This window comes from Proteus columbae, assembly GCF_002777965.1.
GTDB lineage: Bacteria > Pseudomonadota > Gammaproteobacteria > Enterobacterales > Enterobacteriaceae > Proteus > Proteus columbae.
Genome location: NZ_NGVR01000019.1, coordinates 125757 through 142500, shown reverse-complemented (window position 1 = coordinate 142500; position 16744 = coordinate 125757). Strand labels below are relative to the sequence as shown.

11 protein-coding genes are annotated in these 16744 nt (G+C 38.8%); 5 read left to right on the top strand and 6 right to left on the bottom strand.

Features of this window, described 5'->3' with window-relative positions; translation table 11 throughout:
- Positions 1-144: 144 nt before the first annotated feature.
- Both idi and CBE70_RS08780 read right to left on the bottom strand, forming a co-directional pair.
- Positions 145-681 carry an isopentenyl-diphosphate Delta-isomerase gene (idi, locus tag CBE70_RS08785; RefSeq protein ID WP_100159043.1) on the bottom strand — a complete coding sequence of 179 codons (537 nt, stop codon included), beginning with the start codon at positions 679-681 and terminating at the stop codon, positions 145-147.
- A 134-nt stretch (positions 682-815) separates the two neighbouring features.
- Positions 816-1460: an epoxyqueuosine reductase QueH gene (locus CBE70_RS08780; RefSeq protein ID WP_100159042.1), complete on the bottom strand. Its 645-nt coding sequence runs from the start codon at positions 1458-1460 to the stop codon at positions 816-818.
- Between the two features lie 252 nt (positions 1461-1712).
- Here CBE70_RS08780 and CBE70_RS08775 point away from each other — a divergent pair, with 252 nt between their 5' ends.
- Positions 1713-2816: a glycerol dehydrogenase gene (locus CBE70_RS08775; RefSeq protein WP_100159041.1), complete on the top strand. Its 1104-nt coding sequence runs from the start codon at positions 1713-1715 to the stop codon at positions 2814-2816.
- A gap of 56 nt (positions 2817-2872) precedes the next feature.
- Here the strand turns inward: CBE70_RS08775 and metA are convergent, their stop codons facing one another.
- Positions 2873-3802 carry a homoserine O-acetyltransferase MetA gene (gene metA / locus CBE70_RS08770; protein ID WP_100159047.1) on the bottom strand — a complete coding sequence of 310 codons (930 nt, stop codon included), beginning with the start codon at positions 3800-3802 and terminating at the stop codon, positions 2873-2875.
- Between the two features lie 339 nt (positions 3803-4141).
- Between metA and aceB the strand changes: the two genes are divergently transcribed.
- From aceB to aceK, 3 genes are all read left to right on the top strand, one after another.
- Entirely contained in the window at positions 4142-5734 is a 1593-nt protein-coding gene (gene aceB / locus CBE70_RS08765) for a malate synthase A (protein WP_100159040.1), read from the top strand.
- 69 nt (positions 5735-5803) lie between these two features.
- Positions 5804-7111, top strand: a complete 1308-nt coding sequence (aceA, locus tag CBE70_RS08760; RefSeq protein ID WP_100159039.1) for an isocitrate lyase — start codon at positions 5804-5806, stop codon at positions 7109-7111.
- A gap of 70 nt (positions 7112-7181) precedes the next feature.
- Positions 7182-8891: a bifunctional isocitrate dehydrogenase kinase/phosphatase gene (gene aceK / locus CBE70_RS08755; protein ID WP_408634009.1), complete on the top strand. Its 1710-nt coding sequence runs from the start codon at positions 7182-7184 to the stop codon at positions 8889-8891.
- Positions 8892-8980: 89 nt separating this feature from the next.
- On the opposite strand, the gene CBE70_RS08750 is transcribed toward aceK, so the two are convergent.
- The 3 genes from CBE70_RS08750 to iclR form a co-directional block, all read right to left on the bottom strand.
- Positions 8981-9622, bottom strand: a complete 642-nt coding sequence (locus CBE70_RS08750) for a bifunctional 4-hydroxy-2-oxoglutarate aldolase/2-dehydro-3-deoxy-phosphogluconate aldolase (RefSeq protein WP_100159037.1) — start codon at positions 9620-9622, stop codon at positions 8981-8983.
- A 77-nt stretch (positions 9623-9699) separates the two neighbouring features.
- A complete protein-coding gene (edd, locus tag CBE70_RS08745) occupies positions 9700-11556 on the bottom strand; it encodes a phosphogluconate dehydratase (RefSeq protein WP_100159036.1) in 1857 nt (618 codons plus the stop codon).
- 308 nt (positions 11557-11864) lie between these two features.
- Complete coding sequence (iclR, locus tag CBE70_RS08740) at positions 11865-12701, bottom strand: glyoxylate bypass operon transcriptional repressor IclR (RefSeq protein WP_100159035.1); 837 nt, start codon at positions 12699-12701, stop codon at positions 11865-11867.
- A gap of 253 nt (positions 12702-12954) precedes the next feature.
- On the opposite strand from iclR, the gene metH reads away from it, so the two are divergent.
- Positions 12955-16632, top strand: a complete 3678-nt coding sequence (metH, locus tag CBE70_RS08735) for a methionine synthase (RefSeq protein WP_100159034.1) — start codon at positions 12955-12957, stop codon at positions 16630-16632.
- The last annotated feature ends 112 nt before the right edge of the window (positions 16633-16744 follow it).

The window sequence follows — 16744 nt, the reverse complement described above, 5'->3', positions numbered from 1 at the left end:
CATGTGAGAGTAGGGAACTGCCAGGCATTAAATAAGACGAGAAAGCCAACCCACTGGGTTGGCTTTTTTGCGTTTGGGGTTTTTAAACAGATCAGTAAAGAGTAAGCAAGTTATTTTATATTTAAGTTGTTAATAAGATAATTGTTAAATAATACCGTGGCTCCAACGAGAAAATTGCTCAATTCCCATCCGATTTAATATATGACGAAACCAAACACTGTAGTTTTGTGCATTCTCCTCAATATCTTGATAAAGAGAATCGAGAGAGATCCAGCGGTAATCCATCACTTCATTTGAATTACTACGTGGTAATTCGTTACTAAATCCAAGAAATAGGTGATCAAATTCATGCTCTATCAGATCATCTGTCACTTTTTCGTTATACAGAATAGTTCCAATAGATTGCATATCACATTTCATACCTAATTCTTCATCTAAACGACGATGAATAGCGTCCGAAAGTAATTCGTTTGGAAGCGGGTGACTACAACATGTATTTGCCCATAAACCACCAGAGTGATATTTAGATACTGCACGTTGTTGAATAAGTAATTGTTGTTTTGAATTAAAAATAAATATCGAAAAGGCTCGATGTAAGGCGCCTACAATATGAGCTTCAAGCTTTGGCATTGTTCCCAGCTCATTATCATTTTTATCTACGAGAATAACAGCGTCTTCCACAAGAAATCACCTTAATAAAATAATATATTGTTATAGCGTGAATATAACATGACTGTATATCAAATAACGATTTATTGTGTTGTTCTTTTTATGGCATCACAGTGATGATGCCTAGAATAAAAGGAAAGAAAAATCTAAGGGGTATAATATTGAACACCAATCTTAATAAGTTCTCTACCTTGTGATTTGCGATGCTTATTTGTATCTCTTAATGAATAAATACATCCACAATACTCTTGTTGGTAGAATTGTTCACGTTTGCTTATTTCGATCATTCTGGCAGAGCCACCTTTTTTACGCCAATTATAATCCCAATAAATCATGTTAGGATAAGGCGCTACTGCTCTTTCACCACAGCCATTTATCTGTTTCATATCTTTCCAACGTGAGATCCCAAGTGAACTGGAAATAACGGAAAACCCATTTTCAGCGGCATAAAGAGCAGTTCTTTCAAAGCGCATATCAAAACACATTGTGCATCGAATACCACGTTCAGGCTCTTTTTCCATTCCTTTTGCTCTTTCAAACCAATTATCAGTATCATAATCAGCATCAACAAAAGGAATATTATGTTTTTTAGCAAAACGAATATTCTCTTCTTTACGAATTAAATACTCTTTTTGAGGATGGATATTGGGGTTATAGAAAAAGATAGTGTAATCAATACCTGAAGCTTGTAATGCTTCCATGACTTCACCAGAACAAGGAGCACAGCAAGAATGTAGTAAAAGCTTATTTTCATTTGCAGGTAATGTGAGCTTTTCTCGAATAAGAGTCATAGATGATCCTAAATAACATTATTTTAGTTGTAGAATAATGCCTTTATTATAGTAATAAATACGTAGGTAATCTGCTTTTTTAAAATTATTTAAAAATAACTATTTGTTTTATATAAATTAAAAATAATGAACGAAAATGATTTAGGTAATGACTATCAGAGAGTTTACTAGATTCATATTATGATGAGAGGTAAGATGAAATACTAATTCTGCTACTGTTTGTAGCAAAATCTAAAATAAAGGAATTTAGTTATGTCATCTATATTACCTCGCTCTGTAACCTCGCCAAAAAAATTCTTTATTGGTAGCCAATTACTGTCTTCTGTCGGTAAATATGTAAAAGATTTTGGTGATAATGCATTTATTATTAGTGATGAGTTTTTTTTAGAAAAAGTAACTAAAGAGGCAGTTCCTTCTCTAAAAGAAAATGGCATTGTTTCACTAGTTGAAAAATTTAATTACGAATGTACTGAGGCAGAAGTTAATCGCCTTGGTAAAATTGCGGTTGAAAATAAAGCGAACGTTATTATTGGTATTGGGGGAGGTAAGACATTAGATGTGTCTAAAGCCGTTGCTTATTATCAGCACATTCCTGTTATTTTATTTCCAACTATCGCTTCAACTGATGCGCCTTGTACTGCATTGTCTGTGTTATACAAAGAAAATGGTGAGTTTGATAAATATTTATTCTTACCACAAAACCCAGATGTTGTTATTGCCGATACCGCTATTATTGCATCAGCCCCACAACGCTTTTTCTCAGCAGGTGTTGGCGATGCTCTAGCAACTTACTTTGAAGCTCGCGCTTGCTATCAAGCAGACGGCTTAAATTTAGTCAATCAGCGTCCATCACGCACAGGTCTTGGTTTAGCACAACTTTGCTTTGAAATGTTAAGTGAAAACATTGATAAAGCAATGGATGCTATTCGCCATAAAATTACTACTCCTGCATTAGAGCAAACTATTGAAGCAACAATCTACCTTAGTGGTGTTGGTGCAGAAGCTGGCGGTTTAGCGGCTGCTCACGCAGTAAATAATGGTATGTCTGCTGTTGAGTCTTTACATCGTGTCCAACATGGTGAAAAAGTAGTATTCGGCTTATTAACTCAATTAGTGTTAGAAAACGCACCACAAGAAGAAATTGATGAAGTGATCCGTATTATTAAAGCGGCAGAATTACCACTGACACTTGAAGATATGGGTATGAAAGAATTCATTGAAAGCGAATGGCGCACTGTTGCTAAAATCGCTTGTGCTGAAGGCGACACTATGGGTAATATGCCAATGAGAGTGACTGAAGAAGATGTTTATAATGCAATAATCGCAGCTAACGCATTGGCTCATCGTTATAAATAATTCTTAGTTTAGTAAATGATTATCTTAAAACCCCAAATTGATTTTGGGGTTTTTCTTTAATCTAATGTTGGATTCATTTGGGCAAGATCAAACGGTGTTATCTGATAAACATAGTAGTTCAACCAATTTGCAAACAATAAATGTCCATGACTACGCCAAGAAGCGATAGGTTTTTTACTCGGATCATTATTAGGAAAATAATTCTCTGGTAATTGAGGATCTAGCCCTGCTTTAACGTCACGATGATATTCATCTGCTAGTGTATTGGGATCGTATTCTGGATGCCCAGTTGCAAAAACAACTCTCTTATCTTTTGATGCAAATAAATAAGCACCCGCTTCTTCTGAAGTAGCAAGGATCTCCAAATCAGTATTATTTTGAATAAAGTCGATAGGAAAACCAGCATAACGAGAATGCGGAGCAAAGAAAGTCTCATCAAATCCGCGTGTTAACAGTGAAAATGGTGAGCAAGTGTTATGACTGTATACGCCTGAAATTTTTTGTTCTAGCGTATATTTAGGCAAGTTGTATAAGATATTCAACCCTGCTTGTGCCGCCCAACAAATAAAGAGTGTAGAAGTAACATGCTCTTTAGCCCATGTAATTACTTCTTTTATTTCATCCCAATAAGCTACATCTTCAAATTCAACTAGCCCTAATGGTGCGCCTGTGACAATAAGCCCATCGAAATTTTGTTCTTTAATTTGGTCAAAATCACAATAGAAAGTATCGAGATGCTCTATCGGAGTATTTTTAGGAACACGAGAGTCAATACGCAATAATTGAATATCAATTTGAAGAGGACTATTAGAAAGCAATCGCAGAAATTGATTTTCTGTTTCTATTTTCTTTGGCATTAAATTAAGGATAAGCACTTTTAATGGGCGAATATCTTGAATACTCGCTCTACTGGATGTCATAACAAAGACATTCTCTTTTTGTAAACAACTGACTGCGGGTAGCTCATCGGGTACTCTAATTGGCATTTCAATAACCTCTAAAAAGCATCTAGACATCTAGAAGCCTGAATTTAGCTAATAACCATTTGAATGTCGAGGTCTTCATGTTGTGTATGAAGAATATTCATATAAGAAAAAGCTATATAGCCACAATAATGAAACATTAACATTCCTTTTCTCTGTCTATTATCGATCTCTTCCAGATCCCTCGAATTATTTTGAAATTCTGATTTTTGTACAATAAAAAAACACCGATGTAATCACATTGTTAAAAATTATTTAAATAAAAATGGAATTCATTTTTGATTTTTGTAAAAACTGCATTAATCTTAATCAGGTGTGTAAAAGCTTTTAGGGGAATGCAGAATGTCACAATCGTTAACTACAGAAGAATTAAATTTTACGCAATCTTTTGGAAAACAGGAAAAAGAGATATTAAATCATGAAGTTAAGTCATTTTTAACTGACTTGGTAAATAATTTCTCAGATAGACGCCATGCTTTATTAGCTGAAAGAGATAGCTGGAAACACAGAGTTGATAATGGTGAGCTTCCTGATTTTATTTCGGAATCAGATTCCATTATAAAATCAGGGTGGAAAGTTAATCCAATACCTAAAGATCTTCAAGACCGTCGAGTGGAAATAACAGGACCTGTTGATCGCAAAATGGTTATCAATGCACTAAATGCTAATGTGAAAGTCTTTATGGCGGACTTTGAAGACTCCTTAGCGCCGACATGGGACAAAGTGATTGATGGTCAGATCAATTTGCGTGATGCCGTCAAAGGCACCATTTCTTACACCAATGAACAAGGTAAATGTTATCAACTCAAAGCGTCACCGGCGGTATTGATTGCAAGAGTAAGAGGACTTCACCTTCCGGAGAAGCATGTGCTATGGCAGGGGAAGCCTATTGCCGGTGGATTATTTGATTTTGCTTTGTATTTTTACCATAACCACAAAGCCTTATTAGAAAAAGGGAGTGGTCCTTATTTTTATATTCCCAAATTGCAAACATGGCAGGAAGCTAAATGGTGGAGTGATGTTTTTCATTTCACTGAAAAGCGCTTTGGTTTAGCAATAGGAACGATTAAAGCCACGGTATTAATTGAAACCTTACCTGCTGTCTTCCAAATGGAAGAAATTCTCTTTCATATGAAAGAGCATATCGTTGGACTTAATTGTGGTCGTTGGGATTATATTTTTAGCTATATCAAGACATTAAAAAATTACCCAGATCGTGTATTGCCTGATAGACAGGGGATCACGATGACTCAACCTTTCTTAAGTGCTTATTCACGTTTGCTGATCCAGACTTGCCATAAACGTGGTGCTTTTGCTATGGGCGGAATGTCTGCGTTTATTCCAAGTCGAGATCCAGAGCAAAACGGCATTATTTTGAAAAAAGTATTTGATGATAAAGAATTTGAAGCAACAAATGGCCATGATGGCACTTGGATTGCTCACCCTGGTCTTGCTGAAACTGTGTTGTCTGCTTTTGATGCCGTATTGGGAGCTCGCTCTAATCAGCTCGATGTACAACGTAATGAAAAGATAACGGCAGAAATGTTATTAGCACCTTGTACAGGTGAACGTACAGAAAAAGGCATGAGAGCGAATATTCGTGTTGCTGTGCAATATATCGAAGCGTGGATTTCTGGTAATGGTTGCGTACCTATCTATGGATTAATGGAAGATGCTGCAACAGCGGAAATATCGCGTACCTCTATTTGGCAATGGATCCGCCATCAAAAAACACTGTCTGATGGGCAAGTCGTGACTAAAGATCTCTTTCGTAAAATGCTGAAAGAAGAGCTTGAAGTGATACACCAAGAAGTCGGTGATACTCGTTTTGAAGAAGGGCGTTTTAAAGAAGCGGCTTCTTTGATGGATAAGATTACAACCCAAGATGAATTAGTCGATTTTCTGACTTTACCGGGTTACCAACTTTTAAATTAAAAAAGATACGTCAAAACGTATTTATAAACTGCAAACATCATCACTACCGTATTTATAGGAGCTGTTTTTATGACTATTAGTAGATCAGAGCAAATCGCCCAATTAGAGAAAGAGTGGGAACAACCTCGCTGGAAAGGCATTACCCGTCCTTATAGTGCTGAAGATGTCATTAAATTAAGAGGTTCGGTTAACCCAGAACATACCTTAGCAAGACGTGGCGCTCAAAGGCTTTGGTCATCATTAAATGGAAAATCGAAAAAGGGTTATGTTAATGCATTAGGTGCTTTAACTGGTGGACAAGCGTTGCAACAAGCAAAAGCAGGGTTAGAAGCTGTTTATCTTTCAGGATGGCAAGTGGCTGCTGATGCTAACACCGCAGCAAGCATGTATCCTGATCAGTCGCTGTATCCTGTTGATTCTGTTCCTAATGTTGTTCAACGTATCAATAATACGTTTAGACGAGCTGATCAAATTCAGTGGTCAAATGGTATTGGTCCTCAACATAAAGATTATATTGATTTTTTCCTTCCTATTGTGGCTGATGCTGAAGCAGGTTTTGGTGGAGTATTAAATGCCTTTGAATTAATGAAGGCGATGATTGAAGCTGGAGCGGCAGGTGTTCACTTTGAAGATCAGTTAGCAGCAGTGAAAAAATGCGGTCATATGGGGGGAAAAGTACTTGTTCCGACTCAAGAAGCTGTACAAAAGCTGATTGCTGCGCGTTTAGCTGCTGATGTATCTGATGTGCCGACATTACTTGTTGCCAGAACGGATGCCGATGCCGCCGATCTCTTAACTTCGGATTGCGATCCTTATGATAGCTCGTTCTTAACTGGAGAACGTACACCTGAAGGTTTCTTCTGTACTCATGCCGGTATTGATCAAGCTATTAGTCGTGGGCTTGCTTATGCACCTTACGCCGATCTGGTGTGGTGTGAAACATCACTCCCTGATCTGAAAATGGCAGCTAAGTTTGCAGAAGCTATTCACGATAAATATCCCGGAAAAATGCTGGCTTATAACTGCTCGCCTTCCTTTAACTGGAAAAAGAACCTTGATGATCGCACGATCGCGCATTTCCAAGATGAGCTTTCTGCAATGGGATATAAATTCCAGTTTATTACTTTAGCTGGCATTCACAGCATGTGGTTCAACATGTTCGATCTGGCACATGATTATGCCAAAGGCGAAGGTATGAAGCACTACGTTGAGAAGGTGCAAGAAAAAGAGTTTGCTGCACTTAATCAAGGTTATACCTTCTCATCACATCAGCAAGAGGTGGGAACAGGGTATTTTGATAAAGTAACGACGATTATTCAAGGTGGTATGTCTTCGGTAACAGCACTAACAGGCTCAACAGAAGAGCAGCAATTCTAAGATCCAAAAATATTATTATCTATTTTTGTGGTGATAATTCAGGAGCAGGATGCTCCTCTTTTTCGCGAGGTTGTTAATGACGCCAGAAGATTTAATTGCTCAAACAATTTTACAAGGCTTTGATGCCCAATATGGTCGCTTTCTTGAGATAACCTCAGGGGCACAATATCGTTTTGAGCAAGCGGATTGGCATGGTGTTCAAATCGCGATGAAAGAGCGCATCCGTTTATATGATAATCATGTTGGATTAGTGGTTGAACAACTTAAATGTATTCGACATAACATTGATAAAGAAACTCTTTTTTTACAAAAGGTGAAAGAGAACTATACGCAATTATTACCCAATTACCCTCGATTTGAGATCGCAGAGAGCTTTTTTAATTCTGTTTATTGTCGCCTATTTCATCATCGTGAATTGAATAAAAAAAACTTATTTGTTTTTTCATCACAACCAGCTTATCGCTTTACACAAGCCCCTCGACCGTTATCAAAGCCATTTGTTATTCAGAGTGATTTACCCACATTACTGCAAGACATTTTATCACGCTTACCTTTGCGACTACCGTGGCAAAATAAACAACGTGATATTCACTCTATTTGTAATGTGCTTACTGCTCAGTTCTCTTCTGAACAATTACAGAGTGCGGTATTTCATATCGCAAATGAACTCTTTTATCGTAATAAAGCGGCTTGGTTGATTGGCAAAATAGTGATTAATGATCAATATATTCCATTCTTATTACCCATTCATAATGTTGAGCAGCAATTACTTATTGATACCTGCCTTATCTCGGCAGATGAAGCCAGTATTGTCTTTGGTTTTGCCCGTTCTTATTTTATGGTTTATGCCCCATTTCCAGCAGCATTAGTCGCATGGCTAAGAGATATATTACCGAGCAAATCTATCGCTGAGCTTTATATGTCGATAGGGTGTCAAAAGCACGGTAAAACAGAATACTATCGTGAATACCTTGCCTTTATGAATTTTTCATCGGAGAAATTTATTGAAGCTCCCGGTGTAAAAGGTATGGTGATGTTGGTATTTACATTACCAACTTATGATCGTGTTTTTAAAGTGATCAAAGATAAGTTTGCACCACAAAAAACCATCACCACGGAGCGTGTAAAAGAGTGTTATCAATTGGTTAAAGAGCACGATCGTGTTGGGCGAATGGCAGATACCCAAGAGTTTGAAAATTTTATGATCGATAAGAAAAGAATTAGCCCTGAGTTAATGGCGATCCTTGAACAAGAGATCGCTAATAAATTGGAAGATCTTGGCGATAAAATATTGATCCGTCATCTTTATATGGAGCGGAGAATGATACCGCTCAATATTTATATGGAGCAGTGCGATGACAATCAACTTAAAGCTGTTGTCGAAGATTATGGGCAAGCGTTGAAAGAGCTTATTGCGGCGAATATATTTCCCGGTGATATGCTGTTTAAAAACTTTGGTGTGACTCGGCATCATCGTGTGATTTTCTATGACTATGATGAAATTAGTTATATGACCGATATGAATTTTCGTGCGATCCCTCCTGCTCGTTACCCTGAAGATGAATTAGCAAGTGAGCCTTGGTATAGCGTTGCACTCAATGATGTATTTCCTGAAGAATTTCGCTATTTTCTATGTAGTGATAAGCGAGTTTGCCACTATTTTGAAGCTCAACATCGTGAGCTTTTATCGCCAGAATATTGGCAACAGCAACAGCAAAAAATTAAAGAAGGGTATATCGAAGATGTTTATGCCTATTCCCAAACTAAGCGATTTACTTAATAAATTGCCCTAGGAAAAGATAAAAATAAAGATAGGTACAAGGGGATACCTACCTTTATGGGATAAAACCTATTTTTGTACAGAAATAATTAACGCTGAGTACCCGCAACAGCTTCTTTAGCTAATTCAGTAATACGTTGGAAATCACCTGCTTTCACTGCATCATTTGGCACTAACCAAGAGCCACCAATACAAAGTACACTCTCAAGAGCAAGGTAATTGCGGTAATTTTCTGGCGAAATACCGCCAGTTGGGCAGAAGCGAACTGTTGAGAATGGTCCTGCAATTGCTTTTAATGCCTTTACACCACCATTAGCTTCAGCTGGGAAAAATTTAAATTCATTTAAACCGTAGCTCATTCCCAGCATTAATTCAGAAACTGTTGAAATACCCGGAATTAAAGGAATAGTACCCGCAACGGCCGCTTTGAGTAATGCTTCTGTTAATCCTGGGCTAATAGCAAATTGAGCACCTGCTTCAGTGACTTGCACTAATTGTTGAGGATTAATTACCGTACCCGCGCCCACAATGGCTTCAGGAACTTCTTTTGCAATACGACGGATAGCCTCAATTGCACATTCTGTACGTAATGTCACTTCTAAAACTTTTACACCACCGGCGACTAAAGCTTTTGCAACAGGGACTGCATCATCAATATGGTTGATAACAATAACAGGAACAACAGGCCCTGATTTTAGTACAGATTCTGCACTTGTATTCCAATGATCCATGATTGTATTTCCTAATCAGAAAGTGGTGAGCAAATAAATTTAATTTGCTCCTCGTTAAGCCTCAAAACTTGTCTACATTAAAAATCAATGCAACAAGCACCTTGTTCAGCACCTGATAAATGACGGCGTAAATTAACGAATAATTCACGACCACAGCCTGTATTGTTGGCACTTAAATCAGGGATTTCATCTTGGCGAGCATTTAATGTTTGCTCATCGACAAGCAACGTTAACTCACCTGTTTTACCATTAACACGAATGATATCGCCATCACGTACTTTGGATAATAAACCACCATTTACAGCCTCTGGTGTAACATGAATTGCGGCAGGAACTTTACCTGATGCGCCTGAAAGTCGACCATCTGTAACTAATGCGACTTTATAGCCTTTATCCATTAATACACCTAAAGGTGGCATAAGTTTATGTAATTCAGGCATACCGTTCGCTTGTGGTCCTTGATAACGCACAACAACCACACAATCTTTATTTAACTCACCGGCTTCAAACTTAGTGGCAATATCATGTTGGCTATTAAACACAATAGCAGGAGCTTCGATAATTTTATTTTCATCAGGTACTGCAGAGGTTTTCATTACCGCTCTACCTAAATTACCTTGCATCACTTGTGTGCCACCATGTGATGAGAATGGGGTATTGATATCAGCAATTACTTCTTTATCTAAAGAGCTTATCGCACCTTCACGCCAATCAAGTTTGCCTTCATTTAACCAAGGTTCTAAGGTATAGCGTTCAATACCAAATCCTGCAACTGTATTGACATCACGATGAATTAAGCCTTTTTTCAGTAATTCACGAATGATCAGTGCAATGCCTCCCGCCGCTTGGAATTGGTTAATATCGGCTGGACCATTAGGATAAATGCGAGCAATAAGTGGAACAACTTGCGAAAGTTCAGAGAAATCATCCCAGTTAATAATAATGCCTGCTGCACGAGCCATTGCGACTAAGTGCATAGTGAGGTTAGTTGAACCGCCCGTTGTTAACAGTGCAATAATGCCATTTACAATCACTTTCTCATCAACTAATTGACCCATAGGGAGATAGTTACCAGAGTTTTCAGTGAGACGTACAATTTGGCTAGCCGCTGCGTCAGTCAATGCATCACGCAATGGTGTATTGGGATGAACAAAAGAAGCACCGGGTAAATGTAACCCCATTATTTCCATCACCATCTGATTAGAGTTCGCTGTACCGTAAAAGGTACAAGTTCCAATACTATGATAAGAAGCGGCTTCCGCTTCTAACAAGGCATTACGATCCACTTTACCTTCAGCATAAAGTTGGCGAATACGGACTTTTTCTTTATTGGGTAAACCGCTAGTCATAGGACCCGCAGGAACAAAAATAGCAGGAAGATGACCAAAAGAGAGTGCAGCCATCGCTAATCCGGGAACGATTTTATCGCAGATCCCTAAATACAGCGCACCATCAAACATATTATGAGATAAACCCACTGCGGCTGACATTGCAATCACATCACGGCTAAGGAGTGATAGCTCCATACCATCTTGACCCTGAGTGACACCATCGCACATTGCAGGAACACCGCCTGCCACTTGTCCTACGGCACCAACAGCATGTAATGCTTTTTTAATTTTTTGAGGGTAATCTTCATACGGCTGATGAGCTGACAACATATCATTGTAAGCAGTGATAATGGCAATATCATTATGAATCATATTTTTCAGGCGATTTTTATCGTCAGCCTGACAAGCAGCGAAACCATGAGCCAAATTACCGCAAGCCAATTGAGCACGATGTACTGTTTGACTTTTTGCAGCTTCAATTTTTTTCAGATAAGCACGACGTGTTGCTTGTGAGCGAGCAATAATGCGCTCAGTCACTTGTTTTACTGTCTCGTTAAGAGGAACAAAGTCGTTCTGAATTGGGTCATGATTTTTAGGGTTCATAATGATGCTTCCTTTATTCACACAAGGGTGATGAGCGTTACTATTAGCTTTAAGAAGAGAATATTTAAATTCGCCATAGTATTTGTTACCGGTAACATTGTTACGGGTAACAAGCAGAGTTGCAATACTCTTAATGCACCTTAAACAACATCTGTGATCCGCATCAATTTTTTGGGGTGAGAAATAACAGTTTTTTAATATTTAACGAAAATAAAGTGTAAAAGCGGTTATTTTAAAAAGCTGAATCGGTTTAATGCCGGAGATACCTTCCTCATTATTTTGCAATGAGGAAGGTGAAAGAGGGGGAATTAACTTTTTACACCACCGTATTCGCGGCTAATTTGTTTTGCTGATTTTATCACCATTGCACCTAACTCAGTGATACGAGAATCCGTCATTCTAGAAACGGGGCCTGAAAGTGAAATAGCCGCAAAAGGCTGGTGGTGTTCATCATAAATACAAGCACCAATGCAGCGTAAGCCTAAAGCATGCTCTTCATCATCGAAAGAGAAGCCTTGTTTGCGGGCTTGTTCTAGATTTTCTTTTAAGGATGAAGGCAATGTTCGAGTATGTGGGGTGTAAGCCATTAAGCCTTTTTTCTGGAGTAAAGGCAGTAATTTATTTTCTGGTAAAGTGGAAAGAAACGCTTTACCCGCACCTGATGCATGCATGGGTAATTTGCCGCCAATAGGTGCGGACATTCTCATTAGCGCATTACATTGCACTTGGTCGACAATTACCGCATCAAATTCAATTTGGTCAAGAATAGCCAGATTAACGGTTTCACCTGAGTCTTCCATCAGCTGACGTAAAATAGGGTGCACCATTACCAAAAGATTGCGGGTTTGTAGAAAGCTACTGCCAACAATAAAGGCGTGTGTACCTACAACCCATAAGCCTAAATCTCCGACTTGACGAACAAAACCATGTTGTTGAAGTGTAGTGAGTAGGCGGTGTGTTGTGGAATTGGGTAGCCCAGCTTGAAAGGCAAGATCTGTTAGGGCGATACCACCAGGAGATTCGGAAATATATTCCAATAATGTCAGTCCTCGACTTAATGACTGAACTGGGCCTCCTTGTGCAGTGCTTTGAGTGGCAGTTGTTTTCGTCTTACGCACTTTTTTATTTGTAGGGGAAACTGTCATGCATACACTCCAGAAATGCTATCCATATTAATATCTATTATGAACTATCTCGTGTAATAAAACTCCTCCGATCACCGCATTTTTCAAAACAAAATGTGTGATAAGAAATATTTATTAAAAGCATTTATCACTGAGTGAAAATCTCTCATCTTCTCCTTAGAAATCTTTGCAAAAAGATATGGTAGGATAAAAAAACAACGAAATAACAATAAAAAAACCAGCACAAAAGCATTCTCAATTAAGAGGAAACAACGTGGCAAACATAAAACAACAACTGGTGGAAGCATTAGGAAAACGTATTTTAGTACTTGATGGCGCAATGGGAACGATGATCCAGCAACATCAACTTACAGAAGTCGATTATCGAGGTGAGCGTTTTGCTGATTGGGATTGTGATGTTAAAGGAAATAATGATCTTTTAGTTTTAACACAACCTCAGATCATTGCAGATATACATGATGCTTATTTTCAAGCGGGTGCTGATATTGTTGAAACCAATACCTTTAACTCAACGTCTATTGCGATGGCTGATTATCAGATGGAGTCACTCTGTTTTGAGCTGAACGAAGAAGCCGCAAAATTAGCTAAAACCTGCGCAGATAAATGGAGTGCCTTAACACCTGATAAGCCCCGTTATGTAGCGGGTGTTTTGGGACCGACAAACAGAACGGCTTCTATATCTCCTGATGTTAATGATCCTGCCTTTCGTAACGTTTCATTTGATAAGCTGGTGGACGCTTATCGAGAAGCAACGCGTGGATTAATTAAAGGTGGTGTTGATTTAATTATGGTCGAAACTATTTTCGACACACTAAACGCGAAGGCGGCTATTTTCGCCATTAAATGTGAGTTTGAATCGCTCAATATTGAATTACCTGTGATGATCTCTGGCACCATTACAGATGCTTCAGGAAGAACCTTAACGGGTCAAACAACAGAAGCGTTTTACCACTCTTTACGCCATGTTGATGCACTCTCATTCGGTTTAAACTGTGCGTTAGGCCCCAAAGAATTACGCCAATATATTCAAACGCTTTCACAAATTTCTGAAACCTATGTTAGTGCTCACCCTAATGCTGGTTTGCCTAACGCTTTTGGAGGCTATGATTTAGATGCCCAAGAAATGGCGGAGCAAATTAAAGAGTGGGCGCAAGCTGGTTTTCTCAATATTGTGGGTGGGTGCTGCGGAACAACACCTGCGCATATTCTCGCCATTTCACAAGCGATAGAAGGTATTGCGCCAAGAGTATTACCTTCCTTGAAAAAAGCGTGTCGTCTTTCAGGTCTTGAACCATTAGTTATTGATGAGAATTCACTATTTGTGAATGTGGGTGAACGAACCAATGTCACAGGCTCTGCTAAATTTAAGCGCTTGATAAAAGAAGGTAATTATCAAGAAGCGTTAGATGTTGCCCGCCAGCAAGTTGAAAACGGTGCTCAAATCATTGATATCAACATGGATGAAGGCATGCTAGATGCCGTCGAAGCGATGACACGTTTTCTCAATCTCATTGCGGGTGAGCCTGATATTGCCAAAGTTCCGGTGATGATTGACTCTTCAAAATGGGAAGTGATTGAAGAAGGGCTAAAATGCATTCAAGGCAAAGGAATTGTTAACTCCATTTCGATGAAAGAAGGAGAACTACCTTTTCTTGAACACGCTAAATTGGTACGTAAATACGGTGCTGCTGTTGTTGTTATGGCGTTTGATGAAGTAGGACAAGCTGATACTCGAGAACGCAAAATTGAAATTTGTCGCCGAGCTTATCAGTTATTAACCGAGCAAGCGGGTTTTCCACCTGAAGATATTATTTTTGATCCTAATATATTTGCCGTCGCAACAGGCATTGCAGAGCATAATAATTATGCTGTTGATTTTATTGAAGTCTGTGCGGATATTAAATCTCAACTGCCTTATGCCTTAATTTCAGGAGGTGTTTCTAACGTCTCATTCTCTTTTCGTGGTAATGATCCTGTTCGTGAAGCTATTCACTCTGTTTTTCTTTATTACGCAGTAAAAAATGGTATGGATATGGGGATTGTCAATGCGGGGCAACTCGCCATTTATGACTCATTACCTGATGAACTGCGTAATGCGGTAGAAGATGTCATTTTAAACCGCCATGAAGAGAGTACAGATAATTTATTAGCACTGGCAGAACGTTATCGTGGCACTAAAGGTGATGAGCAAAATCATCAACTTGCCGAGTGGCGGCAATGGAATGTTGAGAAACGTCTAGAGTACGCTTTAGTTAAGGGGATCACTGAGTTTATTGTTGAAGATACCGAAGCTTGTCGCCAACAAGCATCAAGCCCCATTGAAGTGATTGAAGGGCCATTGATGAATGGCATGAATACTGTCGGTGATTTGTTTGGTGAAGGTAAAATGTTCTTACCTCAAGTTGTGAAATCAGCTCGTGTGATGAAACAAGCGGTCGCTTATCTCGAACCTTATATTCAAGCGACAAAACAAGCAGGTACTTCCGCGGGTAAAATTTTACTGGCTACCGTAAAAGGGGATGTTCACGATATCGGTAAAAATATTGTTGGTGTCGTTTTGCAGTGTAATAACTATGAGATTATTGATCTGGGTGTAATGGTGCCTTGCGATAAGATCCTACAAACCGCGATTGATGAAAAAGTTGATATTATTGGTCTTTCAGGGCTGATCACACCTTCACTTGATGAAATGGTGAATGTTGCCAAAGAGATGGAAAGGCGCGGTTTTTCTTTACCATTAATGATTGGTGGAGCAACAACATCTAAAGCACATACCGCAGTAAAAATAGAGCCGAATTATAGTCATCCTACTGTTTATGTACAAAATGCATCGAGAACCGTAGGTGTTGTTGCTGCACTATTATCTGAAACCCAAAAAGCCGATTTTGTTGCTAAAACACGGCGTGAATATGAAGTCGTACGTCAGCAATACGCCAGAAAGAAACCACGCACACCGCCTGTTTCTTTAGATATTGCACGATCAAATGCGCTACAAATTGATTGGCAAAATTACACACCGCCAAAACCAAATCAATTAGGTGTACAAGAAATTACCGCAAGCATTAAAACATTGCGTGAATATATCGATTGGACACCTTTCTTTATGACATGGTCGTTAGCTGGAAAATATCCGCGAATTTTAGAAGATGATGTAGTCGGTGAAGAAGCAAAGCGCGTATTTGCCGATGCAAATGCGATGCTGGATAAACTAAGTCGTGAAAAATTATTAACACCTAAAGGAATTATGGGGCTATTTCCCGCCAATCGTCTGGGTGATGATATTGTAATTTATCAAGATGAAAGCCGCCACCAAGTACTTGTGCGAAGCTGTCATTTACGTCAACAAACGGAGAAAAATGATTTTCCTAATTACTGCTTAGCCGATTTTATTGCCCCTGTTGAAAGTGGTATTGCTGATTATTTTGGTGCTTTTGCCGTTACGGGCGGATTAGAAGAAGATGCTCTCGCGAATGCTTATGGTAATGCCCATGATGACTACAATAAAATTATGGTGAAAGCATTATCAGACCGTCTTGCTGAAGCGTTTGCGGAATACCTTCATCAATTGGTCAGAACAAAGATTTGGGGTTATAGCCCTGATGAAAACCTTTCCAATGACGAACTTATTCGAGAGAAATATCAGGGAACGCGACCTGCGCCGGGGTATCCTGCCTGCCCTGAGCACACAGAAAAAGCCAAAATTTGGCAATTACTTGATGTTGAAAATCGCATTGGGATGAAACTGACAGATGCTTATGCTATGTGGCCTGGTGCTTCAGTATCGGGTTGGTATTTTAGTCATCCTGACAGTAAATATTTTGCTGTTGCTCAAATTCAAAAAGATCAGGTTGAAGATTACGCAAAACGCCGAGAAATGAGCGTGAGTGAAGTTGAACGTTGGTTAGCGCCTAATTTAGGGTATGAGTCTTAGTTTATTTTTATTTTCAGATCTCAATAATGTAATAAATAGTGAGGGGATAGTAATATCCCCTTGTTATTCTCACTAGTCGCTCCCATTAAAGATGTTTAAGCAGTGAACCTGT

What these genes read in the sequence shown, in the direction of transcription:
- CBE70_RS08775 (WP_100159041.1), top strand. Translation starts at nt 1,713, where the DNA reads ATGTCATCTATATTACCTCGCTCTGTAACCTCGCCAAAAAAATTCTTT.
- iclR (WP_100159035.1), bottom strand. Translation starts at nt 12,701, where the DNA reads ATGACAGTTTCCCCTACAAATAAAAAAGTGCGTAAGACGAAAACAACT.
- aceA (WP_100159039.1), top strand. Translation starts at nt 5,804, where the DNA reads ATGACTATTAGTAGATCAGAGCAAATCGCCCAATTAGAGAAAGAGTGG.
- aceB (WP_100159040.1), top strand. Translation starts at nt 4,142, where the DNA reads ATGTCACAATCGTTAACTACAGAAGAATTAAATTTTACGCAATCTTTT.
- CBE70_RS08780 (WP_100159042.1), bottom strand. Translation starts at nt 1,460, where the DNA reads ATGACTCTTATTCGAGAAAAGCTCACATTACCTGCAAATGAAAATAAG.
- edd (WP_100159036.1), bottom strand. Translation starts at nt 11,556, where the DNA reads ATGAACCCTAAAAATCATGACCCAATTCAGAACGACTTTGTTCCTCTT.
- CBE70_RS08750 (WP_100159037.1), bottom strand. Translation starts at nt 9,622, where the DNA reads ATGGATCATTGGAATACAAGTGCAGAATCTGTACTAAAATCAGGGCCT.
- metA (WP_100159047.1), bottom strand. Translation starts at nt 3,802, where the DNA reads ATGCCAATTAGAGTACCCGATGAGCTACCCGCAGTCAGTTGTTTACAA.